The 26,523-nt window shown below is 52.6% G+C and carries 27 protein-coding genes; 20 read left to right on the top strand and 7 right to left on the bottom strand.

The genetic code is table 11. The features are described from left to right. The first annotated feature begins 2 nt into the window (after positions 1-2). Genes EDC54_RS09410 through hycI form a run of 6 tightly spaced genes read left to right on the top strand, consistent with a single transcriptional unit; the run spans position 3 to position 5,568 of the window. Entirely contained in the window at positions 3-1,613 is a 1,611-nt protein-coding gene (locus tag EDC54_RS09410; protein WP_132455508.1) for a hydrogenase 4 subunit F, read from the top strand. Continuing rightward, positions 1,600-3,333, top strand: a complete 1,734-nt coding sequence (locus tag EDC54_RS09405; protein WP_132455506.1) for a hydrogenase large subunit — start codon at positions 1,600-1,602, stop codon at positions 3,331-3,333. The genes EDC54_RS09410 and EDC54_RS09405 overlap by 14 nt, the downstream gene beginning before the upstream one ends. 10 nt (positions 3,334-3,343) lie before the next feature. Continuing rightward, positions 3,344-3,907 carry a hydrogenase 4 subunit H gene (hyfH, locus tag EDC54_RS09400; RefSeq protein WP_132455504.1) on the top strand — a complete coding sequence of 188 codons (564 nt, stop codon included), beginning with the start codon at positions 3,344-3,346 and terminating at the stop codon, positions 3,905-3,907. Further along, complete coding sequence (locus tag EDC54_RS09395; RefSeq protein WP_132455502.1) at positions 3,888-4,667, top strand: NADH-quinone oxidoreductase subunit B family protein; 780 nt, start codon at positions 3,888-3,890, stop codon at positions 4,665-4,667. Before hyfH ends, EDC54_RS09395 begins: the two co-directional genes overlap by 20 nt. Next, entirely contained in the window at positions 4,660-5,076 is a 417-nt protein-coding gene (locus tag EDC54_RS18050; protein WP_132455500.1) for a formate hydrogenlyase maturation HycH family protein, read from the top strand. The genes EDC54_RS09395 and EDC54_RS18050 overlap by 8 nt, the downstream gene beginning before the upstream one ends. 3 nt (positions 5,077-5,079) lie before the next feature. After that, the gene (gene hycI, locus EDC54_RS18045) at positions 5,080-5,568 is read left to right on the top strand and encodes a hydrogenase maturation peptidase HycI (RefSeq protein ID WP_132455498.1); all 489 of its coding nucleotides are present in this window, start codon (positions 5,080-5,082) and stop codon (positions 5,566-5,568) included. Positions 5,569-5,615: 47 nt separating this feature from the next. Here the strand turns inward: hycI and EDC54_RS09380 are convergent, their stop codons facing one another. Further along, on the bottom strand, positions 5,616-7,586 hold the full coding sequence (locus EDC54_RS09380; RefSeq protein WP_132455496.1) for a sigma 54-interacting transcriptional regulator: 1,971 nt from the start codon (positions 7,584-7,586) through the stop codon (positions 5,616-5,618). 515 nt (positions 7,587-8,101) lie between these two features. Between EDC54_RS09380 and hypA the strand changes: the two genes are divergently transcribed. The 7 genes from hypA to EDC54_RS09345 all read left to right on the top strand — a co-directional run bounded on the left by hypA (position 8,102) and on the right by EDC54_RS09345 (position 13,431). Then, positions 8,102-8,455: a hydrogenase maturation nickel metallochaperone HypA gene (gene hypA, locus EDC54_RS09375; protein ID WP_132455494.1), complete on the top strand. Its 354-nt coding sequence runs from the start codon at positions 8,102-8,104 to the stop codon at positions 8,453-8,455. A 1-nt stretch (position 8,456) separates the two neighbouring features. Further along, the gene (hypB, locus tag EDC54_RS09370) at positions 8,457-9,332 is read left to right on the top strand and encodes a hydrogenase nickel incorporation protein HypB (RefSeq protein ID WP_132455492.1); all 876 of its coding nucleotides are present in this window, start codon (positions 8,457-8,459) and stop codon (positions 9,330-9,332) included. Next, a complete protein-coding gene (locus EDC54_RS09365) occupies positions 9,323-9,601 on the top strand; it encodes a HypC/HybG/HupF family hydrogenase formation chaperone (RefSeq protein ID WP_132455490.1) in 279 nt (92 codons plus the stop codon). The genes hypB and EDC54_RS09365 overlap by 10 nt, the downstream gene beginning before the upstream one ends. Then, positions 9,601-10,725: a hydrogenase formation protein HypD gene (hypD, locus tag EDC54_RS09360; protein ID WP_132455488.1), complete on the top strand. Its 1,125-nt coding sequence runs from the start codon at positions 9,601-9,603 to the stop codon at positions 10,723-10,725. Before EDC54_RS09365 ends, hypD begins: the two co-directional genes overlap by 1 nt. Next, on the top strand, positions 10,722-11,732 hold the full coding sequence (hypE, locus tag EDC54_RS09355) for a hydrogenase expression/formation protein HypE (protein ID WP_132455486.1): 1,011 nt from the start codon (positions 10,722-10,724) through the stop codon (positions 11,730-11,732). Before hypD ends, hypE begins: the two co-directional genes overlap by 4 nt. Positions 11,733-11,845: 113 nt before the next feature. Further along, positions 11,846-12,133 (top strand): VF530 family protein, encoded by a 288-nt coding sequence (locus EDC54_RS09350; protein WP_132455484.1) that lies wholly within the window; start codon positions 11,846-11,848, stop codon positions 12,131-12,133. Between the two features lie 5 nt (positions 12,134-12,138). Further along, the gene (locus EDC54_RS09345; protein ID WP_132455482.1) at positions 12,139-13,431 is read left to right on the top strand and encodes a glycoside hydrolase family 10 protein; all 1,293 of its coding nucleotides are present in this window, start codon (positions 12,139-12,141) and stop codon (positions 13,429-13,431) included. A gap of 87 nt (positions 13,432-13,518) precedes the next feature. On the opposite strand, the gene EDC54_RS09340 is transcribed toward EDC54_RS09345, so the two are convergent. After that, a complete protein-coding gene (locus tag EDC54_RS09340; RefSeq protein WP_132455480.1) occupies positions 13,519-14,535 on the bottom strand; it encodes a Rossmann-fold NAD(P)-binding domain-containing protein in 1,017 nt (338 codons plus the stop codon). Positions 14,536-14,556: 21 nt separating this feature from the next. Then, on the bottom strand, positions 14,557-15,132 hold the full coding sequence (locus EDC54_RS09335; RefSeq protein WP_165904291.1) for a TetR/AcrR family transcriptional regulator: 576 nt from the start codon (positions 15,130-15,132) through the stop codon (positions 14,557-14,559). Between the two features lie 347 nt (positions 15,133-15,479). On the opposite strand from EDC54_RS09335, the gene EDC54_RS09330 reads away from it, so the two are divergent. From EDC54_RS09330 to yddG, 3 genes are all read left to right on the top strand, one after another. After that, positions 15,480-16,865 carry a diaminobutyrate--2-oxoglutarate transaminase gene (locus tag EDC54_RS09330; RefSeq protein ID WP_132455476.1) on the top strand — a complete coding sequence of 462 codons (1,386 nt, stop codon included), beginning with the start codon at positions 15,480-15,482 and terminating at the stop codon, positions 16,863-16,865. A 17-nt stretch (positions 16,866-16,882) separates the two neighbouring features. Next, on the top strand, positions 16,883-18,355 hold the full coding sequence (locus tag EDC54_RS09325) for a pyridoxal phosphate-dependent decarboxylase family protein (RefSeq protein ID WP_132455474.1): 1,473 nt from the start codon (positions 16,883-16,885) through the stop codon (positions 18,353-18,355). Between the two features lie 205 nt (positions 18,356-18,560). Further along, positions 18,561-19,472 carry an aromatic amino acid DMT transporter YddG gene (gene yddG, locus EDC54_RS09320; RefSeq protein WP_132455472.1) on the top strand — a complete coding sequence of 304 codons (912 nt, stop codon included), beginning with the start codon at positions 18,561-18,563 and terminating at the stop codon, positions 19,470-19,472. A 21-nt stretch (positions 19,473-19,493) separates the two neighbouring features. Here the strand turns inward: yddG and pptA are convergent, their stop codons facing one another. Next, the gene (gene pptA / locus EDC54_RS09315) at positions 19,494-19,724 is read right to left on the bottom strand and encodes a tautomerase PptA (RefSeq protein ID WP_132455470.1); all 231 of its coding nucleotides are present in this window, start codon (positions 19,722-19,724) and stop codon (positions 19,494-19,496) included. Positions 19,725-19,929: 205 nt separating this feature from the next. On the opposite strand from pptA, the gene ydfG reads away from it, so the two are divergent. From ydfG to EDC54_RS09295, 4 genes are all read left to right on the top strand, one after another. Then, a complete protein-coding gene (ydfG, locus tag EDC54_RS09310) occupies positions 19,930-20,679 on the top strand; it encodes a bifunctional NADP-dependent 3-hydroxy acid dehydrogenase/3-hydroxypropionate dehydrogenase YdfG (RefSeq protein WP_132455468.1) in 750 nt (249 codons plus the stop codon). A 176-nt stretch (positions 20,680-20,855) separates the two neighbouring features. Further along, positions 20,856-21,203, top strand: coding sequence for a DUF1283 family protein (locus EDC54_RS09305; protein ID WP_132455466.1), 348 nt, complete (start codon positions 20,856-20,858; stop codon positions 21,201-21,203). 150 nt (positions 21,204-21,353) lie between these two features. Next, positions 21,354-21,971, top strand: coding sequence for a hypothetical protein (locus EDC54_RS09300; protein ID WP_132455464.1), 618 nt, complete (start codon positions 21,354-21,356; stop codon positions 21,969-21,971). Positions 21,972-22,067: 96 nt separating this feature from the next. Continuing rightward, on the top strand, positions 22,068-22,364 hold the full coding sequence (locus tag EDC54_RS09295) for a DUF1161 domain-containing protein (protein ID WP_132455462.1): 297 nt from the start codon (positions 22,068-22,070) through the stop codon (positions 22,362-22,364). Between the two features lie 54 nt (positions 22,365-22,418). Here EDC54_RS09295 and EDC54_RS09290 read toward each other — a convergent pair whose 3' ends face one another. The 3 genes from EDC54_RS09290 to mlc form a co-directional block, all read right to left on the bottom strand. Further along, positions 22,419-23,909, bottom strand: coding sequence for an MDR family MFS transporter (locus EDC54_RS09290; RefSeq protein ID WP_132455460.1), 1,491 nt, complete (start codon positions 23,907-23,909; stop codon positions 22,419-22,421). Positions 23,910-24,298: 389 nt separating this feature from the next. Next, positions 24,299-24,961 carry a dethiobiotin synthase gene (bioD, locus tag EDC54_RS09285; RefSeq protein ID WP_132455458.1) on the bottom strand — a complete coding sequence of 221 codons (663 nt, stop codon included), beginning with the start codon at positions 24,959-24,961 and terminating at the stop codon, positions 24,299-24,301. Between the two features lie 128 nt (positions 24,962-25,089). Further along, on the bottom strand, positions 25,090-26,307 hold the full coding sequence (gene mlc, locus EDC54_RS09280; protein ID WP_132455456.1) for a sugar metabolism global transcriptional regulator Mlc: 1,218 nt from the start codon (positions 26,305-26,307) through the stop codon (positions 25,090-25,092). Positions 26,308-26,523 lie beyond the last annotated feature (216 nt).

Genomic DNA, 26,523 nt, shown 5'->3' with positions numbered 1-26,523 from the left:
GAATGAGCAATACATCTGCGCTTTTATATTTGCTGCTGACGCCACTGTGTATTGCGGTGCTGAGTTTCGCCTGCCGTCTGACGGGGGCCGCCGCGCGCAAGCTGACCACGATAGTGCATGCCGTGGGAATTGCCGCACTGTTAGCAGAGTGCGTTGGGGTCGTCATGCTGATTTATCAGCAAGGTGACATTCTCGCCGCCAACAAATGGCTACACCTTGACAGCCTGAGCGCGCTGTTTCTGGCGATCCTTGGTATCGTGAGCTTTATCACCGGTCTCTATTCCATGGGCTACATGCGCCATGAGGTCGATGACGGCGAAGTGAGCGTTGCCGGATTATGTCACTATTATGGTTTCTTCCATCTGTTTATCTTCACCATGTTGCTGGTCATTACCAGCAACAACCTGATTATGATGTGGGCGGCGATTGAAGCCACCACGCTTAGCTCCGCCTTTCTGGTGGGAACTTACAACCAACGTTCATCGCTGGAAGCCGCGTGGAAATACATCATTATCTGCTCCGTCGGCGTGGCCTTTGGCCTGTTCGGGACAATCCTGGTCTACGCCAATGCCTCCAATATTCTACCGAATCCAGACGACGCCATTTTCTGGACCGACGTGCTGAAATACGCGCCGCAATTGGATGCCACACTCATGTCGTTGGCTTTCGTTTTTGTGTTGATTGGCTTTGGCACCAAAACCGGTCTGTTCCCGATGCATGCCTGGCTGCCCGATGCGCATAGCGAGGCGCCAAGCCCGGTCAGCGCCCTGCTGTCGGCGGTTCTCCTAAACTGCGCGTTGCTGATCATCCTTCGCTATCACATCATCATTAGCCATACGATTGGTCATGCTTTCACGGGGACCTTGTTACTGATTTTCGGCCTGCTTTCCGTGGGCATCGCGGCCTGCTTTATTCTGGTGCAAAACGATATCAAACGTCTGCTCGCCTACTCTTCCGTGGAAAATATGGGGCTGATTGCCGTCGCGCTGGGTATCGGCGGCCCTCTGGGGATCCTGGCGGCGCTGCTGCACACGCTTAATCACAGTCTGGGTAAGACCCTGCTGTTCTGCGGCTCCGGCAACGTGCTGCTGAAATATGGCACCCGTGATATCACGGTAGCCAGAGGCATGCTGAAAGTGGTGCCGTTTTCCGCCGTGCTGCTGGCCGGCGGTGCGCTGGGTCTGGGGGGGATGCCGCCATTCAACGTGTTCCTCAGCGAATTTATGATCGTCATTGCGGGTCTGGCGGCCGACCATCTCTGGCTGACGATTATCTTGTTGATGCTGTTGACCCTTGTCCTTGGTGGTTTAGTGCGCGCGATCGCGGCCATATTGTTTGGTAACCCGCCGGAGCAGGTCAGTAAAGGCGAGTTAGGCCTACTCACCACGTTACCGATGGCGATCCTCCTGATCATGATGCTGATGATGGGGACCCATATTCCACAACCCATTGTGCGCCTTTTAGAAAATGCCGCCACCGTGGTGCTACAAGGCGATGTCTCAGCCGTGCCGCCTCATTATCACTGGCCGTGGGCCGCCCGTTACGTGAATTCCCAGACGCCCCGTCACCATGCCGTTACTACCCCGTCAGGAGAGAAAAGTGAGCTACGATAACCACATCACTGCCATTAGCGGCGAGAAACGCGGCGCAGACTACCTCGCTCAGGTGCGTCAGCAATTCCCAGCAGCCGTATTAGATGAAGAATGGCAAACCCGTGACCAGTTGACGATCACGGTGAAAACGGAATCACTGCCCGATGTCGTCGAATATCTGTACTATCAACTCGGCGGTTGGTTACCCGTACTCTTCGGGAATGATGAACGCACATTAACCGGCGATTATGCGGTCTATTATGCGCTGTCGATGGAACAAGGTGAAAAATGTTGGGTGATTGTCAAAGCTCACGTGGATCCCATCACCCGTGAGTTCCCGTCGGTAACACCACGCGTGCCCGCGGCGGTATGGGGCGAACGTGAAATCCGGGATATGTATGGATTAATTCCGGTGGGGCTCCCGGATGAACGCCGGCTGGTACTCCCGGACGACTGGCCGGACGATCTCTATCCGTTGCGCAAAGATACCATGGATTACCGCCAGCGCCCGACGCCGTCCGCAGAAGCGGAAACCTATCAGTTTATCAACGAAGGCGGTAGCGAAGCGCGCATTGTGCCGATCGGTCCCATGCATATCACCTCTGATGAACCGGGTCACTTCCGCCTGTTTGTGGACGGCGAACACATTGTCGATGCGGATTATCGTCTGTTCTACGTCCACCGCGGCATGGAAAAACTGGCGGAAACCCGTATGGGATATAACGAAGTGACTTTCCTGTCCGATCGGGTCTGTGGCATTTGCGGTTTTGCTCACAGTGTGGCCTATGCCACCTCCGTTGAAAACGCACTGGGCATTTATGTGCCGCCGCGGGCTCACGCCATTCGCAGCGTGCTGCTGGAAGTTGAGCGTCTGCATAGCCACTTGTTGAATATTGGACTCTCCAGCCATTTCGTTGGTTTCGATACCGGTTTTATGCAGTTCTTCCGCGTCCGGGAGAAATCGATGACGCTGGCTGAACTGTTGACCGCTTCACGCAAGACGTACGGTCTCAATCTTATTGGCGGTATCCGGCGCGATATTCTGAAAGAACAGCGGGTCAAAGGCATCAATGTGATCCGCGAAATGCGCGCTGAGGTCACTCAACTGGTGGAAATGTTGCTGCACACGCCGAACATTGAGCAACGAACTCAAGGCGTCGGCCTGTTGGATCGTCATGTCGCCCGTGACTTCAGCCCGGTTGGTCCTTTGATTCGCGGCAGCGGTTTTTCCCGCGATATGCGCTTTGATCATGACTTCGCCAACTATGGCCAATTACCCAAGACGCTGTTTACCATGGAGGGATGCGATGTGTTCTCCCGCGTTATGGTTCGGGTCAAGGAGGTGCTTGATTCGATGGCGATGATCGAGTTCGGTCTCGATAATCTGCCGGAAGGCCCGCTCCTCACGGAAGGTTTCACATATGTACCCTATAAGTTTGCGCTTGGCTGGACAGAAGCACCTCGCGGCGAGGATGTTCACTGGAGCATGCTGGGCGATAACCAAAAACTGTTTCGCTGGCGCTGTCGCGCCGCAACCTACGCGAACTGGCCTGTGCTGCGCTATATGCTGCGTGGAAATACCGTCTCTGATGCTCCGCTGATTATCGGGAGTCTGGATCCCTGCTACTCCTGTACTGACCGCGTGACGCTTGTGGACGTCAACAAATGCAAGTCGACCACCGTTCCGTATAAAGAGATCGAGCGTTACGGCATTGAGCGCAAAAACTCACCGCTGAAATGAGGGATGAATCATGCTGAAATTATTTAAAACCATCCAGCGGGCGGGCGATGTCACGGTTAAATATCCCTTCAAGCCTATGGAGGTTTCTCCGGGATTCAGAGGCAGGCCGGAATATCATGCGCAGCAATGTATTGCCTGCGGCGCTTGTACTGTCGCCTGCCCGGCCAATGCGCTGACCATGGAAACCGATGTTGCCGCAGGCTCCCGCAGCTGGCAGTTGTTTCTGGGGCGCTGCATTTTTTGCGGCCGCTGCGAAGAGGTTTGCCCCACTCGCGCGATTCATCTGTCGGAAGATTTTGAAATGGCGGTTACGCAAAAGGCGGATCTGTTCAATCGGGCCACGTTCACTCTGCTGTCCTGCCGATTATGTCACCAGCCGTTTACCACAGATAAATCCGTGGAATACGCCATGGCGCTGCTGACGCAGTCCGGGATGGACCCCGCGAGTGTCGAAGAAATGCGGCCACAGTTTGAAACCTGCCCGGCATGTAAACGACGCCAAAGTCTTGATAATCATGGCAGCACCAATCTGAACTATCACGTTGGAGAAAAAAATGCGCTTGCCGGAAATTAAAGTGAATCATCACGTCAGTCAGCCCATCACCCTTGATGAGCAGGCCATCGCATTGAAAGGCAAACTGCTGAAAGACATTCAGCGCTCCGCCTATGTTTACCGCGTGGACTGTGGCGGCTGCAACGGCTGTGAAATTGAAATTTTCGCGGCTATCACACCCTTGTTTGATGCCGAGCGTTTTGGCATCAAGGTAGTGGCATCGCCGCGTCATGCCGATATTTTGCTCTTTACAGGCGCCGTTACCCGCGCGATGCGACTCCCTGCTCTCCGCGCTTATGAGTCCGCGCCGGATCCGAAAATTTGTATTTCCTACGGTGCCTGTGGCTGCGGCGGCGGCATTTTCCACGATCTGTACTGCGTTTGGGGCGGAAGCGAAAGCATTGTCCCCATCGACGTCTGGATCCCCGGTTGTCCACCGACACCCGCCGCCACGCTTCATGGTTTTGCCGTCGCACTGGGTCTGCTGGAGCAAAAACTGAAGGGAAAAACGCACGTGCAGCAACCCGGCGAGAAAGCCGACGTATTACTGCCCGCCATCCCGCTGGCTCTCAGAGTGCAAGTTGAGCGCGAAGCGCGCCGTTTAGCCGGCTATCGTCAGGGGCGCGAAATCAGCGACCAGTTCCTGAAACTACTGGCCGATTCCACGCACAATGACGCCGCGCAAAAATTGGATAATTGGCTTAACCAACAAAACGACCCGCGTCAGCGTGAGATTGTGCAGCGTCTGATGCATTTACTCCAAGAGGAACGACATGTCTGAACATGCGCATGGCAAGGTCGTATTCTGGTCGTTACGACAGAAATTTCTCGACAAAGAAGACGTCCCGGAACAATCCCGTCAGGTCGTGTACTACTCTCTGGCAATTGGTCACCACGTCGGCATCATTGATTGCCTGAACACGGAATTAACCTGCGATCTGGCCCATTATTCGCAGTGGATTGAAAGGCTGGAGGATCAGGAAGCGCAGCGTAAAATGCGCGGTCTGCTGACCTTTGGAGAAATTAATATCGATGCCAGCCATGTGAATTTGCTGGCCCCTGCATTGGCGCCGTTAGCCGAAGAAGATCGGCCGGAACCCTTTCGCACCTGGAGCCGCGTCTTAATGCGTTTATTAGCGGAAATTCAGCACGAACCGGCTATTTACTTAATTGTTAAAAAAGGGGAATAGCCCATGACAACGCCCGTACCCGATGTGGTATTGACCGTCGGCAACGCCATGATGGGCGATGACGGCGCAGGCCCCTTGCTGGCAGAAATGATGACCGCCACCCCCGTTGCCGGTTGGATCGCGATTGATGGCGGCGCCATGCCGGAAAATGTCGCGCATCAGGTTAGCGCGCACCAACCGCGTCGGGTGTTAATTGTCGATGCGGCAGACATGGGGCTGGATCCCGGTGAAATTCGCCTTATCGATCCGCGAGACATTGCCGACATGTTCATTATGAGCACACACAATATGCCACTCAACTTCCTGATTGAGCGACTGAGCGAAGAGATCGATGAGGTTCTTTTTCTCGGTATCCAGCCAGATATCGTCGGATTCTGTTACCCGATGACCGATAAAGTTAAGCACGCGGTGGAATGCGTCTATCAGCGACTCGACGGTTGGCGCGGCGACGGCGGTTTCGCATTGCTGGGCGCGGCGGAAGAAGCAGAATAGAAAGCTGTGGGCCGGAGCGCTTCCGGCCTTTGAGTGTCACGCTCACACTACAGATCGTGTACTGAGATCCCCAACCGCTGCATGCGCGAAAGCAATGTGGTGCGTTTCAGGCCCAGGCGTATCGCCGCACCGCGCGGTCCGGCCACAATACCATTGGTTTCACGTAATACCTCAACGATCCGTTTCCGTTCTTCCTCATCGGTTTCCGGCGGGGGCGTCAATGTGACGGGCTTCTCTTTCACTTCCGGCAACGGTGCCGCATGCTGCAATTCATGCAATTGAATATTCAAGGTTCTGCCACGGGTCAGGATCACCGCCCTTTCGATAACATTTTCCAGTTCACGTACATTACCCGGCCACGGATAACGGCTGAGTTGGCGTAACGCATCCGCTGGAATACTGTCGATATGGCGTTTCATACGTCTGGCAATTTTCTGAGTGAAAAATTTCGCCAATAGCGGAATATCTTCTGGTCGTTCACGGAGCGGAGGAATGGAGATGGGGAAAACATTCAGGCGGTAATACAGGTCGCTCCGAAACTCCCGATCCAATGACATCTGTTTCAGATCGCGGTTAGTCGCAGCGATGAGCCGGACATTCACGGGAATCACTTTATTACTGCCTATCCGTTCAATTTCCCGCTCCTGCAATACCCGCAATAGTTTAGGTTGAAGCTCCAGCGGCATATCGCCAATTTCATCGAGAAAGAGGGTTCCACCATCGGCTACCTCAAAACGACCGATATGGACGGTTGTCGCGCCGGTGAAAGCCCCTTTTTCATGACCAAAAAGATCGCTTTCCAACAGTCCCGATGGCACCGCGGCGCAGTTCATTTTGATCATGGCTTCTTTATTGCGCAGGCTCATCTTATGGATCGCTCGGGCGATAAGTTCCTTACCCGTGCCGGTTTCGCCAAGAATGAGCACCGTACTATCACTCGACGCCACCATCTCGACTTGTTCCAGTACCGAACGCATCACCTTGCTTTGGTAAATAATATCGCTTTCGCTATCGGTATTCTGGATCCGGGCATTAAGCCAGATATTCTCACTTTGTAAGGTATCTTTTAACTGGGAAATCTGGCCGTAGGCCGCGGCATTATCCACGGCGATACCAATTCGGGCGGCGATCTGCCCTAACAGCTCAACATTGCCATCATGAAAAAAATCCGCTTGCGGATGCGCCAACACCAATACGCCCAACGGCTGATGGGTAAAGGAAAGCGGCAACAGGCAGATTTTCGTTATGTGATTCGCGCGTAACGCATCAAAAAAAGCATCGCTTGCTTCACAGCATGGCGCATCATTGAGATCGATCATTTGCACCTGACGGCTGTGCAAGATTTTTTCAACTAATGAACCGCTACGGTGAGACTGACGCTGTTCGCGTTCTACCGGATGACCGGGATCGTAATAACTTGAATAAATGGAGAAATTGCCATTCTTTTCTGCATCATTCAATATCATGGCAATATAATTGATGCCAAAAAAGTGGTTAATTTCATGCGACACTTCCGCGACCAACGCATCCATTTCCAAATGAGATAAAACAGAATTGGTGATATCGACAAGAATGCGAAAATGATCGCGCTGATCGCGTAATTGATGGCATTCGGTAAGCAACGAAATATGAAGAAGTACGCCGCCTGCCAGACAGGAAACCTGCCGAAGAAATAACAACTCGTCGCGGGTAAAATTATTACCTTGTTTGCGAATAAAACCCAATTCCCCAGGAAACTGACACAAATCGTTGAGCGGCATCACACAATAACCGCCCGCGCCAGTCTGGAGGCGTCCCTGGGTATCATCAGAGATGAAAACCTGCTGACTGAGTTTACCGGCGTCTGGCAACGTGAGTTCCACACTGTGAAATACCACCCAGCGCGGGGATAGTGAGGCTAATACAGCAAGAACATCCGTCTCATTCTGCTGATGTAATAACTCATCTGCAATATCCGCCAGGGCTTTCTGCCGGTTATCGTGGCTATCGGTATGACAGGGAGCGCTAAGTGAGATCATCGGGAACCTGGTCGTCACATTCAGAAAGACACATTTATTGTAAGGGTAATGCGAAGTAATAGAATCGTAATCAGACGATATATTGATCTGACACCTGATTTTCTTTTTTGAAATTGATTCTCATTTATGGTGTTACTTGCCGTTTTCCCCTATTACAAGACTTTCGGCTCTAATGATTATTTTATTGTCACTGAGGAGAAATATTAGCGGTCGTTCACGAATAAGAGGGATTCAGGGGATGGAGAATGAAAGATCGCAAATTACCCATTTAACGGTCTGAAAATATGTCGACAAATTTGTCTCGTCATTATTGTCGAAAAATAAAATGCTGTCTCAGCAACCCTGCTCTTTTTCACAAAAAAAGCAGATAAGCCGAACCGATAAAATCGTCGTATAACCCCGCCCATATAAAAAAAATACACGCTATAACACGCCAGTATCGCTGTGGGTAAGAAACAAAAATGCCGTTGGCACGCTACTTGCTGGATACCTATCACTAACGCGTTGGAGGCGCTATGCACGAGCTCACTCTTTGTCAGCGTGCAGTTGAAATCATTTCACAGCAGGCCTTGCAACATGGGGCTAAAAAAGTCACCGCCGTCTGGCTTTCCGTCGGCGTGTTTTCTTGCGTAGAAGCCAGCGCTCTGGACTTCTGCTTCGAACTGGTCTGCCGCGGCACACTGGCTGAAGGATGCCAGCTTCACCTCCAGCAACAAGAGGCGGAGTGCTGGTGTAATGATTGCCAGCAGGCTGTCACACTGGTGACGATTCAGGTCCGTCGCTGCCCGCACTGTAACAGCGACAACCTGCGAATTGTGGCGGATGACGGCCTCCAGATCCAACGTCTGGAAATTGAACAGGAGATTTAATATGTGCACGACCTGTGGTTGTGGCGAGGGCAACCGTCATATCGAAGGAGACGAACATCATCCCCATTCCGTGTTCCGCCACGCGCCTTTCGCCCCTGCCGTCCGGCCGGCGAGTGTCATCACTGGCTTGCACCTTCCGGCATTTGAGCCGCGGGAAACTCAACACGGCGATCTTCATTATGGTCACGGCGAGGCCGGCACGCATGCGCCGGGGATGACCCAACGGCGCATGCTGGAAATAGAGATCGACGTTCTGGCCAAAAACAATCACATCGCCGCGGACAACCGTCATGTTTTTACCGCTAAAAATCAGTTGGTTCTGAATCTGCTTTCCAGCCCCGGTTCGGGAAAAACCACGCTGCTGACGGAAACACTCAAGCGCCTGCGTAACCGCTGCGAATGCGCCGTGATTGAAGGCGATCAGCAAACCGCCAATGATGCCTCGCGCATTCGTGAAACCGGCACGCCGGCCATTCAGGTCAATACCGGGAAAGGCTGTCATTTGGATGCGCAGATGATCCATGACGCGATACAGCGTCTCCCGCTGGCAAATCGCGGGATACTGTTTATTGAAAATGTCGGCAATCTGGTGTGTCCTGCAAGTTTTGACCTCGGCGAACGCCATAAAGTTGTCGTGCTGTCTGTCACCGAAGGTGAGGATAAACCGCTCAAATACCCGCATATGTTTGCCGCAGCGTCGTTACTGCTGCTCAACAAAGTCGATTTACTGCCGTATCTGGATTTCGATGTGGAAAAATGCATGGCCTATGCGCGCGAGGTCAACCCTGAGATTGAAATTTTGCAGATTTCCGCCACGAAAGGCGACGGCATGAATCAGTGGCTCGCCTGGCTGGAGAATCAACAACCATGTGCATAGGCGTTCCCGGGCAAATCATACACATCATCGATAGCCGTTACGCCAAAGTTGATGTCTGCGGCATACAGCGCGATGTCAATATGACGCTGGTCGGCACCCACGACGAAAACGGACATCCGCGTATCGGCCAATGGGTCCTGATCCACGTTGGCTTTGCGATGAGCGTCATTGATGAACATGACGCTCGAGATACCCTCGACGCCTTACAAAATATGTATGCCGTGGAACCGGATGTCGGCGCACTGTTGTATGGTGAGGAGCGTCAGTAATGCGTTTTGTCGATGAATATCGCGATCCGGCGAAAGTGATGGCGTTGATTGAGCGTCTCCACGATCGCGCGTCGCAACTGACGGACTATAATGCGCAACGTCCCTTACGCATTATGGAAGTGTGTGGCGGTCATACCCATGCGATCTTTAAGTTTGGTCTCGACCAATTACTGCCGGAAAACATTGAATTTATCCACGGGCCCGGTTGTCCCGTCTGTGTCTTACCCATGGGACGCATTGATACCTGCCTGGACATTGCCCGTCACCCGGAGGTGATATTCTGTACCTTTGGTGATGCGATTCGCGTGCCGGGGAAAACCGGCTCGCTGATGGATGCGAGCGCACGCGGCGCCGATGTTCGTGTCGTCTATTCCCCCATGGACGCGTTACAACTGGCGCGCGCTAATCCCCAACGACAGGTCGTGTTTTTCGGGCTGGGTTTTGAAACCACGATGCCTGCCACCGCGGTTACGCTACAACAGGCTAAAGCCGATAAGGTGGATAATTTTTACTTTTTTTGCCAACACATTACGTTAATTCCAACCTTACGCCGCCTGCTGGAACAACCGGATAATGACATTGATGCGTTTCTGGCTCCGGGTCACGTCAGTATGGTGATTGGCATTGAGCGTTATCAGTTTATTGCGACCCACTATCAGCGTCCGTTGGTCGTGGCGGGCTTCGAACCCGTCGATTTGCTGCAAGGCGTACTGATGCTGGTCGAGCAAAAACTCGACGGGCAGCCCAAAGTGGAAAATCAATACCGCCGCATCGTCTCTGATACCGGAAACACGCGGGCGCAAGAGGCAATGGCTCAGGTCTTTATGCTGGAAGGGAATGCCGAATGGCGTGGTCTGGGGATGATTGAACAATCCGGCGTCAAATTAACCCCGGAATATCAGTGTTTTGATGCGGAACAGCATTTTCATCCACATTCGCAACAAGCCTGTGACGACCCTCGCGCCCGTTGCGGCGATGTCCTGACCGGACGCTGCAAGCCCCATCAGTGTCCACTTTTTGGAACAACCTGTAACCCGCAAAATGCCTTTGGCGCCCTGATGGTGTCTTCGGAAGGGGCATGCGCGGCCTGGTATCAATACCGCAGTCAGGAGTGTGAAGCATGAAAACCATTACCCTCGCCCACGGTAGCGGTGGTCAGGCCATGCAGCAACTAATCGCCAACCTGTTTATGGACGCCTTCACTAACCCGTGGCTTGCGGAACAAGAAGATGCCGCGCGTCTGCCCTTATCGGCACTGACGGCCAACGGCGATCGATTGGCCTTCTCGACGGACAGTTATGTCATCGACCCGCTTTTTTTCCCCGGAGGCGACATCGGTAAGCTTGCAATCTGCGGGACAGCCAATGATATCGCGGTCAGTGGTGCGCAACCGCGCTGGCTTTCCTGCGGCTTTATACTCGAAGAGGGGTTGCCGCTGGATACACTGGAACGTATTGTGCGCCAGATGGCACAGACCGCGCAGGACGCCGGCATCGCGATCGTGACGGGTGATACCAAAGTCGTGCCGCGCGGCGCGGCGGATAAAATTTTTATTAATACGGCCGGTATCGGCGCCATTTCACCCTCGCTCCACTGGGGAACCAACCAAATCGAAAAAGACGACGTCATTATTGTCAGCGGGACATTGGGGGATCACGGTGCGACTATCCTCAATTTGCGCGAACAACTCGGTCTGGAAGGTGAATTAACCAGCGATTGTGCGGTACTGGCTCCGATGATCCAGACGCTGTGGTCAATTCCGGGAATCAAAGCGCTGCGCGATGCGACCCGCGGCGGCGTCAACGCCGTATTGCATGAGTTTGCCGCAATGAGCGGTTACGGGATGGAGATCAGCGAAGCAACATTACCCATTAATGCGGCGGTGCGCGGCGTCTGCGAACTTCTTGGGCTGGATCCACTCAACTTCGCCAATGAAGGCAAACTGGTGATTATCGCCAGTCGTCAGGCCGCGCCAACGGTGCTCGAAACGCTGCATCAACATCCACTGGGACATAACGCCGCCGCGATCGGTGACGTCACCGTACAGCATGGCGTTCGCACTATTGGCCTTTACGGCGTGAAACGCTCACTCAATTTGCCGCATGCGGAACCCTTGCCACGAATCTGTTGAGCCCTATCGAAAAATCTTGGATTAACGGCATAAGATTGCTGGCCGCCCCGCTTTCTTGTAATCTTCCTCGTTACTGTTTATTACGAACAAACGCTGAGACTACCGGACGTTATATGACGGTTCCTACTGCTAAAGATCCTTTGCATGGCGTAACGCTTGAGATGCAAGTTAATGCGCTGGTTGCCCGTTTTGGGTGGGTTCAACTGAGTAAGTTGATCGCTATCAATTGTTTTAAAAACGATCCGAGCGTCAAATCCAGTTTAAAATTTCTGCGTCGCACCCCTTGGGCTCGTGACAAAGTTGAAGCGCTGTATCTTGACTCTCTGCATGGCGCCGCTCACCTCCCCCCCAATGATGATGCCGTTGACCCTTGGGCAAATAGCCGTAGAAATAAGCGCTGATCAACGTGAAAAAGCCCGTCGTATTTATTGCCGCTGCCTTCTTACTTGCCAGTTGCGCGTCTAAACCGCCGAGCTCACTTGTTACCCCACTTCCTTCTGTTAACTCGTCGCATCCAGAAAAAACGCCTCCGCGTCAGCGCCCAATGCGGGGAGTCTGGTTGGCGACCGTCTCTCGTCTCGACTGGCCGCCGATAGCATCAGTCGCTGCGACCGATCCGGCGATGCGTATTACTCAGCAGCAGAGCGCACTGAAGAATAAACTGGATAACTTGGAAAATCTTGGAATCAACACCGTATTTTTTCAGGTTAAACCTGATGGCACAGCGCTCTGGCCCTCTCAACTCTTGCCCTGGTCAGATATGCTGACGGGTAAGATTGGCGAGGATCCCGGCTATGACCCGTTAGCATTCCTATTGGATGAGGCACACAAACGCGGCATCAAAGTCCATGCCTGGTTTAATCCTTATCGCGTTTCCGTTAACACCAAGCCTGCAACCGTCGCAGAGCTGAATCGCACTCTGTCCCGGCATCCGGCCAGCGTATTTGTATTGCATCGAGACTGGATCCGCACCGCCGCCGACCGCTTTGTTCTCGACCCGGGGATCCCCGCGGTTCGGGATTGGATCACCAGTATCGTGGCCGAAGTGGTTACGCGCTACCCGATTGACGGTGTGCAGTTCGATGATTATTTCTATGCCGAGTCTGCCGCTTCCCCTCTGAATGATAATGATACCTTTAAACAATATGGTCAGGGATTTAGCTCAAAAGCCGACTGGCGGCGACACAATACCCAACAGCTGATTCAGCAGGTTTCACAAACCATCAAGCAGTTGAATCCCAACGTTGAATTCGGTGTCAGTCCCGCTGGCGTGTGGCGTAACCGTTCCAGCGATCCGGCAGGTTCGGAGACCCGTGGCGCGGCCACCTACGATGAGGCCTACGCTGATACCCGTCTCTGGGTTCAACAGGGATTGCTGGATTACATCGCCCCACAGCTATACTGGCCTTTTGCCCGTACCGCAGCGCGTTATGATGTCTTGGCGAAATGGTGGGCGGATGTCGTGAAGCCCACAAATACGCGTCTTTATATTGGCATTGCGCTGTACAAAGTGGGTGAACCGGCAAAGAATGAGCCTGACTGGACGATCAACGGTGGTGTGACGGAGTTAAAAAAGCAGCTCGATTTGAACGAATCTCTCCCACAAATAAACGGCACCATCCTGTTCAGAGAGAACTACCTTAATCAGCCACAAACTCAGGAAGCCGTTCGCTACCTCAAAAGCCGTTGGGGGCGCTAAAACCGTCTGGTTGTAAGGGCCAGTGAAATGAGAATGTCGGGACTGAAACGAGAACAGCCATCCGGCAAAGGATGGCTGAAGAAAACGTTAGTCTGCTTTTACCGGAAGATCAGACACATCGGTTAACGGCCTTACCGTTCCCCCCGACTGCGTCAGGCGTTCCATCATTAGCTCAGCCGGGATCACCTGCGAGGACAGATACAGCCCCGGCGCGTTCACCTTCTGCAGAAGTGACTCAATACCCACCGCGACGCCCAACGCAGTCAGAAAGGACTGTCCCTCCGGGTGGGTGAGCTGGAAATTCAGGGTGCCCGATTTTCCGTTATGCAGCGTGCCATCCATTTCATATACGATTTCAACCGAAGGTTTATTCGCTTGGCGACTGCCGGGTGTCTGCCCGACGGTTAAATCAACCCTGACCGAATCAGCTTGCGTCACGTGAGCCAGTTCTGCGGCATCAAATCCCGGAAAACTTGTCGCCGTAAATGTGGCGCCATCCTCTAGCGTGTATAAATATCCCGCCTCTCCACCACGAGGAACCTTCCACTGAGTACGATCTAATACCAGCCCCGCCTCTTTTTGCGCGAAGTCATCAAAATCCGCCATACTGGCCGGCCCGCCAAGGTCATTTTCATCCATCAACACGCCGACACGTATCTGCTCAACCTGACGAAAATACCCGGCGCACTGGATCCCCGCAGAAATCAGAACGCCTGCGAAGCTCGTATCCTGAATGAGTACCCGGCAATCGGATAGGTTGTTCAGATACAGCGTCAGTTTAGGCGCGATGTGGTTTAGCTGGGTCGCAATACTGGTATAAGGGATGCCATGCTTAACGGCATACTGCGCGGGCTTTGTTGATAAGTCATTGGTTAGCAGCGCAATGCCACTGAACTTTTGTTCAGGATCGATGCCCAGATCGCTTCGCTGCGTATCTACCGCTATGCCTGTCGTATTATGAAATCGCGTTGCAGCTTCACGGGCTTTTTTTTCATTTCGCCCCGCAATAACAATCGGCAGTTCTGGCTGAAACTGGTTCAGCAGCGTAACAAGATGGGAACCAACAGTCCCGTAACCACCAATAATGAGAAAAGGATTCGGCATGAGTTACTCCGGGTTGATTGATTAAACGTTAAGTTGTCTTGGGTTGTTTACTGACGCGTCAGAGGCAAGCTGACGCAGCGCGGAAATGTTGACGTCCAGATTATCGGGAACTATCTGCATGCTCATCCCCAGACATAATCCGTCAGCAGCAAATCGCACGATAGATAAATTTGGCTTATCCTCAAGCTCCCCGCGCTTCGCAAGCATGCCAAGATACCATTCCCGCCATAGGCTACAGATGTTTTCATCCGCCATGGCAGACTTCCACAACGTCATTAGGCCGCGATTCTTCATGGTTGAGATCCCCAGCTCAAGATATGCCCGGGTGAACGCCCCGGTATCAGAAGGATCCTCGGCCATCAGTTTTTCGATTTCATCTGAAAAATCGACGATCATCTGTTCAAAGACACAGTTAAGCAGCGCCTCTTTATTCTGAAAATGATGAAAAAAAGCGCCTTTGGTCACCCCCGCCATATCACAGATGGCCAGCACGCTGATGGCAGAAAGACCGCGCGTTTCCGCCAGCGCTTTTGCACACGTAATCAGAGAAGCCCTGACAAGCTCGGGTTGTTTTTTACGATGATGATTAGTTGTCATGCCCTTAAACATACCACTCGGTATGTTTAAGGGCAACAACGGAAATGATGTTCCCCCCTTAAGTGCCATTCATGTGACCGCAGCCCTCTTTGCATCGCGTTAAGCGTGCTGGCGCAGGATTTTTTCGCTCATTTAATAAACAGGTAAAACAATCGTGGTAACATCCCCCGATAAAATAAATTAACCTATTGATTTTTATCTATAAAAATAAATATTTAGAAATGAAATAAATCATTGAGTCGGTGACTGAAAAACCCTATATTGGCCGCGCTTTTCTTATAGTGGTTATGTGTTTAATTTATTTATTCAACGGTGGTGTACCCATCCCCCACGGTTGTAGGAGAGATATGATGACGGATAAAGTCCGTATTGACAGCTTAGGTGCAAATTCATTTACCGGAAACAACGAGACCTATTTGGCAAGACAGTCCGAATTTGAATCAAACGTGAGGAGTTATCCCCGTAAATTGCCTTTGGCAATTGCGAAAGCGGAAGGTGTCTGGATCACGGATGTTGATAATAAACAATATCTTGATTGCCTGGCTGGTGCGGGTACGTTGGCGCTTGGACATAACCACCCTGACGTATTGCAAAGCATCCAAAGTGTCATTACCAGCGGCTTGCCGTTACATACGCTCGATCTCACTACGCCGTTGAAAGATCGGTTCTCTGAGTATCTGCTGTCGTTATTACCCGGACAGGGTAAAGCGTACTGCCTTCAGTTTACGGGCCCTTCCGGCGCCGATGCGGTGGAAGCTGCGCTGAAGCTGGCTAAAAAATACACCGGACGTTCCGGCGTGATCAGTTTCTCCGGGGGCTACCACGGTATGACTCACGGCGCGCTGTCGGTAACAGGCAATCTGTCCCCCAAAGAAGCCGTTGACGGGATGATGCCAGAAGTTCAGTTCATGCCCTATCCCCACCAGTACCGCTGCCCATTGGGTATTGGCGGCGAGGCTGGCGTAAAAGCATTAACTTACTACTTCGAAAACCTGATTAACGATGTCGAAAGCGGCGTGCGTAAACCGGCGGCAGTCATTCTGGAAGCGGTTCAGGGTGAAGGCGGCGTGAACCCCGCACCGGTAGAGTGGTTACAGCGTATCCGTCAGGTCACGCAGGAACACGGCATCTTGCTGATTGTCGATGAAGTTCAGGCCGGTTTCGCGCGTACCGGTAAGTTCTTTGCCTTTGAACACGCGGGCATTGAACCCGACATCATCGTGATGTCAAAAGCCGTCGGCGGCGGTTTGCCATTAGCTGTCCTGGGTATCAAAAAGCAGTTTGATGCTTGGGCGCCCGGCCACCATACCGGCACGTTCCGCGGTAACCAACTGGCAATGGCAACCGGTCTGACAACCCTGAAACACCTCATCGAGAATAAGATAGCAGAGAAAGTCGCTGAGCAAGGTGAATGGTTGAAAGGCAGGCTGGCCGCGTTGCAACAGCGCTATCCGGTGATAGGTCATGTTCGCGGTCTGGGGCTCATGATCGGGATTGAGATCGTCAAACCTGATGAAGCACAGGATCATTTGGGATGTTATCCGGCCGATGGCGAACTGTCTGCGCTGTTGCAGAAAAAATGCTTTGAAGCGGGCCTGATTCTGGAGCGCGGCGGTCGTAATGGCTGCGTACTGCGTCTGCTCCCTTCTCTGCTCATCAGCAACGCTGAATTGGAGATCTTCCTCGATAAATTTGAAAACGCCCTGTTATCTGCTGGCGTGAAGCCGGTTTGAGTGGAGTGAATGCCGTGATGTCTAAGTTAAATCCGATTCTGGCATCCTCTGCGCAGAGTATCGAAGCCTATCAGGAAGCCATGACGCAGAGCACTCAGGCCGTTATTGCATGGTTACAACAACCTGAGATGTATCAAGGCAAAAGCGTCGCCGAGCTGCGTGAGCGTATTTCGCTGGATTTTAATGCTGAGGGATTGGGGAATCAGGCCGCCATTGCGCGGGCGATTGAGTACTTCTTGCAAGACAGCCTGTCCGTGCATCACCCCCAGTGTGTCGCGCACCTGCACTGCCCGAGTCTGGTGGTCAGTCAGGCGGCGGAAGTGTTAATTAATGCCACGAATCAGAGTATGGATTCCTGGGATCAAAGCCCATCGGCCACGCTCATTGAGATGAAACTGATTGAATGGCTACGTACTCAGGTTGGCTATCCGTCAGGCGATGCCGGGGTGTTTACCAGCGGCGGCACACAGAGCAATCTGATGGGGCTGATGCTGGCACGCGATGCTTTCTTTGCCCGTCAGGGGCATTCGGTCCAGTTGCACGGACTGACTGGCAACCTGAAGAAAATTAAAGTCTTCTGTTCTGAAAACGCCCATTTTTCGGTGCAAAAGAACATGGCTTTACTCGGGTTGGGTTATCAATCCGTCACGCAGGTGAAAACCGATCGCTACGCGCGGATGGATTTGAACGATTTAGCCGATAAAGTCGCGCAGGCCAAGGCTAACGGTGAACAGATCCTGGCGATTGTGGCCACCGCGGGCACCACCGACGCCGGCGCGATTGATCCGCTGCGCGCCATCGCGACACTGGCCGCAGAACATCAGATCTGGGTGCATGTCGATGCCGCCTGGGGCGGCGCGCTGCTGCTGTCTGAGAAGTATCGTGACTATCTGGACGGGATTGAGTTGGTGGATTCCATTACGCTGGACTTCCATAAACAGTTCTTCCAAACCATCAGTTGCGGCGCCTTCCTGCTGAAAGACGCCCGCCATTACGAGCTGATGCGTTATCAGGCGGCTTACCTGAACTCCGAATTCGACGAAGCACAGGGCGTGCCTAATCTGGTGTCAAAATCGTTGCAGACAACGCGTCGTTTTGATGCCTTGAAACTGTGGATGGGGCTGGAAGCGTTGGGCCAGCGGCAGTACGCCGCGATCATCGATCATGGCGTGACGCTGGCGCAGCAGGTGGCGCAGTTTATTACTGAGCAACCTGAGCTGGAGTTGGTCATGGAGCCACAGCTGGCAAGCGTCTTGTTTCGCGCCCGCCCGCCGCAGTTGGCAACAGCAGATGATGCCGCCATCGCCCTGCTCAACCAACGGGTTGGCGATGCGCTGCTGGAATCAGGTCGTGCTAACGTTGGTGTGACCGAATTTAATGGTGTGACCTGTCTGAAACTGACGTTATTAAACCCAACGGTCAGTCTGGATGATGTCAAAACCCTGCTGGCGCTGGTTGAAAATACCGCTCAGGAAGTGCTGACAGCGTAAGCCTCCCGCACTTACCGTAAATAGCCGACAACCGTCACCGGTTGTCGGCTATATTCCTCCCTGCCCGCATCGCGGCACCGCAATTGTAATGGTTGAACCTGCCGCTCGTCTGCTTCATCATATCGAGTTTTCTGACCGTATGATCCCGCTCACCTTCGCGCCGTCGTACAGTTGAATAGACAGAAATTCTAGGGTATTTGAAGAAATGACATCACAAAAAGCGACGTTAATCGGGTTAACGGCGATTATGCTTTGGAGTGCCATGCTTGGACTTATTCGAAGCGTGAGCGAAGGGTTTGGGCCGGTTGGCGGCGCGGCAATGATCTATACGCTGGGCTCCCTGATGCTATTAATAACGGTAGGTTTTCCTAAACTTAAAACGTTTCCCCCCTCTTATCTCATCATCGGCAGCATCCTGTTCGTCAGCTATGAACTGTGTCTCTCGTTATCGCTTGGCTATGCCAATAGTGGTACGCAGGCCATCGAAATCGGTATGGTTAACTATCTATGGCCGAGCCTGACCATCCTTCTGTCTGTGCTGATTAATCGACAAAGAGCCCGTCTTACGCTCCTACCCGGCGTACTGCTCGCCATTCTGGGCGTGAGCGGCATCGTGGGGGGTGAAGATGGCCTATCTCTGCACAGTATCGTGAATAATCTCTATACCAATCCCTTAAGCTATGGGCTCGCCTTTAGCGGCGCGATTATCTGGGCGGTTTACTGCGTCGTGACAACGAAAATCGCGAATGGCGCGAATGGCGTGACGCTCTTCTTTATGCTGACGGCGCTCACGCTATGGGTTAAATATCTGTTGGCGCCTCAGCCCGCGTTTGTCATCCAGACGTCCGCGGTCATTCATTTATTTCTTGCCGCGGGCGCGCTGGGATTTGGATATGCTGCGTGGAATATCGGCATTCTTCATGGCAACGTCACCCTTCTGGCGACGGCGTCTTATTTTATTCCTGTCATTTCTGCGGCTCTGGCGGCCTTTATCCTTGATTCGACGTTAACCGTTTCTTTCTGGCAGGGCGCGGCGATGGTGAGCCTCGGATCGCTGCTCTGTTGGTGGTCGACCCGCCCCGCGAAAGAAGAAAAAGTACCGGAGCAGGCAAATTAACTGTGCAGAATGGGGCGTGGATTAATAGGTATAGCCCGGTTTTTTTACCAGCGTCGCCAACTGCGGCTTGATAAGCGGATCGTAGACCTCTTCTTTCCAGCGCTCGGGCTGAATTTCATTCATCGCCACAGAAAGTGAGTCATCGGAAGAGCCAAAATGTGTTTTCAGCACCGCGGTCAGCTCATCTGCAATTGTTTTTTTCTCGTCTTCAGACAGGTTTCGCGGGAAGTATTTGACATCAATATGCGGCATGGGGTCGTCCTTTCAGTTGAGAAGCCTACGCAGGTTAAGATAGCGATAGCGCAGGAGAACGGCAATAGCATCGTGTCCCGGTGGAAATGGCTGGCTGCTGGTGTAATGCTTGACCCACAATGAATTGCGCGGCTAAATGCTGTTATGCCTTTTATGAGTTGCTATCAGGCACACGCATAATCTGAAAACGGTCAGGGAGAAAAGCATGATTATTTTTGTTACCGGTGCAACGGCGGGTTTTGGCGAATCAATTACCCATAAGTTTATTGGCGCGGGCCATAAGGTCATTGCCACTGGCCGCCGTCAGGCGCGTCTGGATGCGCTAAAAGCCGAACTGGGCGATGCGCTGTATCCGTTAAAACTGGACGTGCGCGATCGTCAGGGGATTGAGCAGGCCGTCGCCTCGCTGCCTGCGGAATGGCGCACCATTGATGTGCTGGTGAACAATGCCGGGCTGGCGCTGGGACTGGAACCTGCATATAAGGCTTCGGCAGACGATTGGGAAAATATGATTGAGACCAACAACAAAGGGTTGGTCTTCATGACGCGCGCCCTGCTGCCTGCGATGGTGGAGCGCAACATCGGGCATATCATCAATATTGGCTCCACCGCAGGGAACTGGCCGTATGCCGGCGGCAACGTCTATGGCGCCACCAAAGCGTTTGTACAGCAGTTTAGTCTGGGATTGCGCGCAGATCTGTTTGGTACGCATATCCGCGTAACCAATATCGAACCGGGACTGGTTGGTGGAACCGAATTTTCGTCGGTACGCTTTAAAGGCAATGACGATAAAGTCAGCAAAACTTATGACAACACGACGCCGCTGACGGCGGAGGATGTGTCCGAAGCGGTATTTTGGGTCGCTACCCTGCCGGCACACGTCAATATCAATACGCTGGAGATGATGCCGGTCAGCCAGTCTTTTGCCGGCTTAAACGTACACCGCGAAGGTTGATCGCGGCCATAGCGGTGACGTCGGGGCGTGAACGCTGTTTTCCGCGCCCTTTCCTCAGCGATGGCTATCCTTAGTCCTGTGCAGCACCGTTATAGTGCCGTTGAAGCGAAGGCGGTATACTTTTCGCCATAGGTAACCCTTCGTTTGTTCAATCATTCATTCTGTCAAGGTGACACATGAACCACTACACTTTTTCTTCTGTGATTCGAGCATTAATCCCGCTTTCTCTGGTTATCGTTTCTGCGGCCTGGCAGCCTGCACAGGCTGATACCCGTCATGTCATCGTTGAATCGGGAGACAGCGCGCTGTCAAAAGAAGCGGCGCGCCAGAGTAAAGAACAGTGGGACTCAACCCATTCGCTGCGAAACAAAGTCAATAGCCGCGTTGAGAAAGAATTCGACAAAGCCGAAAAAGCGATTGACGGGCGTGAAAAGTGCAACGCCAGCTACAACGTCAATGCTTACTGGGAAAACACAACTGAACGCTGTCTCGACCGTCGTACCGGCCGCCCGGTGAACCCCTGATGCATCGCCCACGTCTTACGGCGTGGGTTTCTTCTTTTCTCATCCTGTTGCAGCGAAGTCGCCATATTCCAGCCGTCGTTTAACGGCCAGCCTCGCCCGCGACGATACCGAAATAACACAGACCTTACCCAGAATACGGAGTGAATCAGAATGAATAAGGATTTTGCGCAGGGATTTTTGCGTTATTTTCACTTGAAAGGGTGCGGCGTACTCATCATGTGCTTATTCGTCAGTGCGTGTGCCAGAACCTATCCGGCCACGGACGCGATCACACACGTCGTCAATGACAACGGCGTAATTATTGCGCAGTCCGACACTTATCTCTATCAGTTCCCTGAAGCTAGCGCCCAAAAGGAGTATCAGGACTATTACGCGTTTTATCATGACTATAAAGACGCGATCATCGGCGTGAAAGTGAACTTTTCAATGCGACAAGGTCAGGTTTATGCCAGCTATAAAAATCTAATCAATACGCGTTCATTGACGAAAGAACAGGAAACCGACTTACGCGAGCGATTCTCGGCAGCGATCCCAACCGCAAATGGGCAAGGCGAGGTGACATTTTCCGCACAAGGTCATTTCAGCAAGAAAGATGGTTCATTAGTCAGTCCGACAGAGAAAGGCCGATTAGCACAGCCGATCCCCGTGATTATCAACAACAGCGATAACGACGGCAAAGAGGTGCTGCTGGCGCCGCTCATGGTTCCGGCTATTATTCTCGCGCCATTGTTCATGATGTATGGCTGCGCCACAGGCCCCTGCGTTTAATTAATTGGCACTCAGGTTGTTAATGCTGCTTTTTAGCGTTATCGCCACCCTTTGATATACTCAAAGAGAAATATCTTCAGAAAAAGGATGGACAACATGAAAAAAACCGTCATTTTGGGTGCCGCGTTATTCCTGGTTGCTCCGCTGGCTGCACAGGCGTCTTGCGAAAGCGTGAAGGCGGATATCACCCAGAAAATTCTTGCCAACGGCGTGCCAGAATCCGGTTTTACACTGGATATCGTACCAAACGATCAGGTCGATCAGGCTGCGGGTCAGGTGGTGGGGCACTGTGAAAATGATTCGCACAAGATTGTTTATACCCGACATGCTGACGGCGAGATAAATACCGAAAGTGCGCCAATACCAGACGGAAACGCACAGACAACGCCGTAACGGTCTTGTCCGTGACTCCCGCTCTACGGACTTGGTCAGCAACCTCAAAGGCGCTCAGGCGCCTTTACTTTTTTGATTGTCAGACGGGCGTTGTCTTGCCGGGATCATTCTGGCGGAAAACAGCGTAATGACGGCGATAAGTGCGGAAACCATAAATACGCCATGAAGGGATGAAGCAACCTGAGATGCCAGCGTATCGAGCTGATTGGCGCCCAGTAACGTTCGTTTAGTTGGATCCATCAGTGTCTGGAGCGGATCGTTGACGTCAGACGCATGCCAGGACAGGCCGATGTTGAGCGCGGCACCAAGAATCGCCGTTCCCAGCGCGGACCCCAGCATACGCGTAAACATCGCGGAAGCCGTGGCGATACCGCGTATGGAATAGTCTACCGAATTTTGTATTGAGACCAGAAACGTCGTACTGCTCAGCCCCATCCCTGCCCCGATCAAAAATGCAGCCAACCTCGCCCACAGCAGGTTGCTGTCTGGCTGAATGGTTAAAAGCGTCAGGCTACCGATAATCAGCAGGATACCGCCGCACATCGCCGTAAAGCGGTAAGATGTCCAGTGCATTAATCGCCCGCTCAGCGTACTGGCCAGCGGCCAGCCAATCGACATCATTGCCAGTATGCTGCCGGCTTCCAGCGGGGTTTTCCCCATGACGCCCTGAATAAAGGTCGGCAAAAAGGCACTCACGCCCATCATGGACGCCCCGACGACCAACCCACCCAAATTGCCTGCGATAATGACCCGGTTACGCCATAGCGCGAGCGGAAACAGCGGCGCCGAGGTCTGTTTCTCCTGCCTGACCAGCAGGATTCCCCCGGCGAGGGATACGGCAAGCATCGGAATAACCCAGTAGCCGAAAACGTCCGCCTGTAGCAACGCCATCAGCAGACTGGCGATGCAGATCATCAGATAAAATGCGCCCAGCCAGTCTAACTGAGGTTGACGATCCGTTTTGATGGCCGGCAGGTAGCGAGCCAGCAGGAATATCGCGAACAAGCCGATTGGCACATTCACCCAGAAAACCAGCGCCCAGTTGAAGTGCTGCACGATAAATGCGCCCAGAAGCGGACCGATAATGGCGGAAACGCCCCACACGCTGGACAGATAACCCTGTATCTTCGGGCGCTCGACGGGGCTGTACACATCGGCGACAATGGTAAACGCAATCGGTGTGATCGCCCCGGCGCCCAGCCCTTGCAAGGTACGAAAGACAATCAGCCATCCCATGTGCGTTGAAAAACCACACAGAATTGACCCCAGCAAAAACACCATCATGCCGGTAAAGAAAACGCTTTTACGCCCATAAAGATCGGCAAGCCGACCATAAATGGGAATGCTCATTGACTGCGTCAGCAAATAGCCCGCAAACACCCAGCCTAGCAGGGAAAAGCCCCCTAAATCCGCAATGATCGTCGGCAATGCGGTCGCAACAATCGTCACCTCAATCGCCGCCGTAAACATGGCTAACATACAGGCAATCAAAATCCAATGGCGATGTGGGACGGGATTCTGCATCTGGTTATTCTTTGTTTTCATTATATTTTCAGGGATAGAGGTTTGGCGCTAAGGGGAACGAAAATTCACGTTCGGTAATAACCCATTGATTTTTTTACTTGTCCAGTTTGAAGCAAATAACGGCTAATGTATAGAGTCTGCCCCCTCACCTGCGATCCGAGTTGCGTGAAGGAAAATGCGGATAATAAAGGCACCAGCTCGCCAGCATCACGCCCAATTCAGTAAAAAGGTTTACATGCGTCCGAAGGGAATCGAAATAGTATGTCGCAAAAATGTATTACCGAAAGCGATAGACACATTCTTATGAAAGACTCGGCCTGCGTTCAGTCCGATACTGAAATAGTGGCTCAGCGCGTCAATTGATGAAATATTCCCGCAGAATGCGGGAACAAAAAGAAAATCAGAGGCAACTAACTGAGGGCAGAGAGATCGATATAAGATGAGAGATCCCGTTGCTCCGCACGCGGTAAATAAGGCAGTTCGCCTAACTGCGGCGCGGGGATCTTTTTACGCAGAACGTTGATGACGTCGGCATAGTTCGCTAGTCCCGGATTAATACGATTCGCCACCCAGCCGGCCAGCGGTAGTCCGTCGTTAATAATAGCCTGAGCCGTCAGCAGCGCATGGCTGATGCAACCTAATTTAATGCCGACAACCAGTACAACAGGCAATTGCTCCTGCACCACCCATTCGGAATAAGGACGCAGATCGTTCATGACGGTACGCCATCCACCGGTCCCTTCAACGACGACCACATCGGCGATTTCGCCCATGTGGCCCAATCCCTGAGTCATCGCACAGTAATCGATCGTCTCCTCGCTGGTACTGATTTCATCTTCCCGTAACGCGATAGGATTCACCATGTTATAAGGCTGCTCCAGCGTGGAAGCCGCCTGTAGCAGCAATGCGTCTTTGTTACGCAAGCCCTCTTTCGTTTCTTTACAGCCTTTTGCTATCGGTTTGTAACCGGCAACCGATTTGCCTGTCAGCGCCAGTTTTTGCAAAAGCGCTTTGGATACCACGGTCTTACCAACGGCGGTATCGGTACCAGTGACAAAAATACGTTTCAACATGGAATAACTCCAAACCACCCGAATATAACCAGCGCAGCCCAAATATTTTCAACCGTGAAAGTTTAGGCTATGCATCATTCTGGCAGTTTGCGTTAGCGCAATGTTTTGTTACGCAGCGACGCGGGAGATTATCCCTGCAACAGTTTAACCAACAGCGATCCATTGTAGAGCGCATCTTTTACCAGCGCGGCGCCAGGCATGGTGCCCTGATTGTAGAAGTGCGTCGCTTCAACCTGAATATTGTGGCTGTAGGCGGGGAACGACTGTTGGTGGATACAGCCTGAAATGGCCGGGTACAAAATGCTGGATGCCTTGTTCAGCGGGGAACCAACAAGAATTTTATCGGGATTAAAGAGATTCACCATGATAGCCACAATACGACCCACATTATGGCCGACGCCGGTAATGATATCTTTCGCTAACTGATCGCCTTGTAATGCCGCCTCACACAGGCTCTCTACCGTCAGCGGCAAGCCATGCAGCAGTGAACTCATGGACGCCTGCATCCGTTGTTGAGCCAGTTCCAGCATATTTTCCGTGCTGGCGACGGTTTCCAGACAACCGTGATTACCGCAGTAACAGCGTTTGCCATAAGGGTCGACCTGCGTATGCCCGATCTCAACCAGATTGCGACTGCCCGCATGGAGAATGCGTCCACCGGTAATCACACCTGCGCCAACATGGTGATCGATGACGACCTGAATCACGTTTTTGCAATCGCGCGCCGCGCCGTATAGCGCCTCGGCCATCGTCCAGGCACAGATATCGTGCTGTAAATACACCGGCAGACCGGTACGCCGCTCAAGCGCTGGGCCTATCGCCATTTCTTCAACATCATAAAAAGGCATCCGGTGGATAATACCGGTACTGGCATCAATCATGCCCGGTGCGGTAATGGCGATGGCCGTTAACCGTTCCAGCCGTTTCTGGTGACGAATAAAAAACTGATCGATTTCATTCAGAATACGGTCAAGCAGCGGCTGAGGGGCATCGGCAGGAAGCGGGACATCTTCTTCCACAACCTGTTTGCTGCTGAGATCGCGCAGTGCCAACGACATGCTGTTGTGGCTGATGCGTGCGGAAAGATAGTGCCAGGCTTGCGTATCCAGTGTCAGGCCAATCGCAGGCCGCCCGCGGCTGCCGACGTCCTGATACTCCGTTTCCTGTACCAGATGCGCTTCCAGCAATTCCCGGACAATCTTGGTAATACTGGCTGGTGCCAACTGAGCGCGTTTAGACAGTTCGATACGGGATATCGGTCCGTACTTATCGATCAGTCGGTATACGGCACCGGCATTCATTTGTTTGATTTGATCGATATGTCCCGGTTGACCGTCGGCAATCACAAACCTGGCTCCTACACGTTATGTGCCTGTCATACTTCAAGATGCCTGTACGCTGTTCAAAACGTATACGCGTTGTCCTGCAACTTGAACCAGAAAGGGTGTACTGAACTGCGGCTGAAGAATTAACATCTCATGTCGCATGACGACGTCTCATGCCACAGTATTTTTCACGCTGCAAAATAAAAAAACTGCGGGTATGGTGGAGCTTTTCATTAA

Source organism: Samsonia erythrinae, from assembly GCF_004342665.1.
Classification (GTDB): domain Bacteria; phylum Pseudomonadota; class Gammaproteobacteria; order Enterobacterales; family Enterobacteriaceae; genus Samsonia; species Samsonia erythrinae.
The sequence above is the reverse complement of the archived record's forward strand: the minus strand, read 5'-3'. Positions and strand labels throughout refer to the sequence as shown.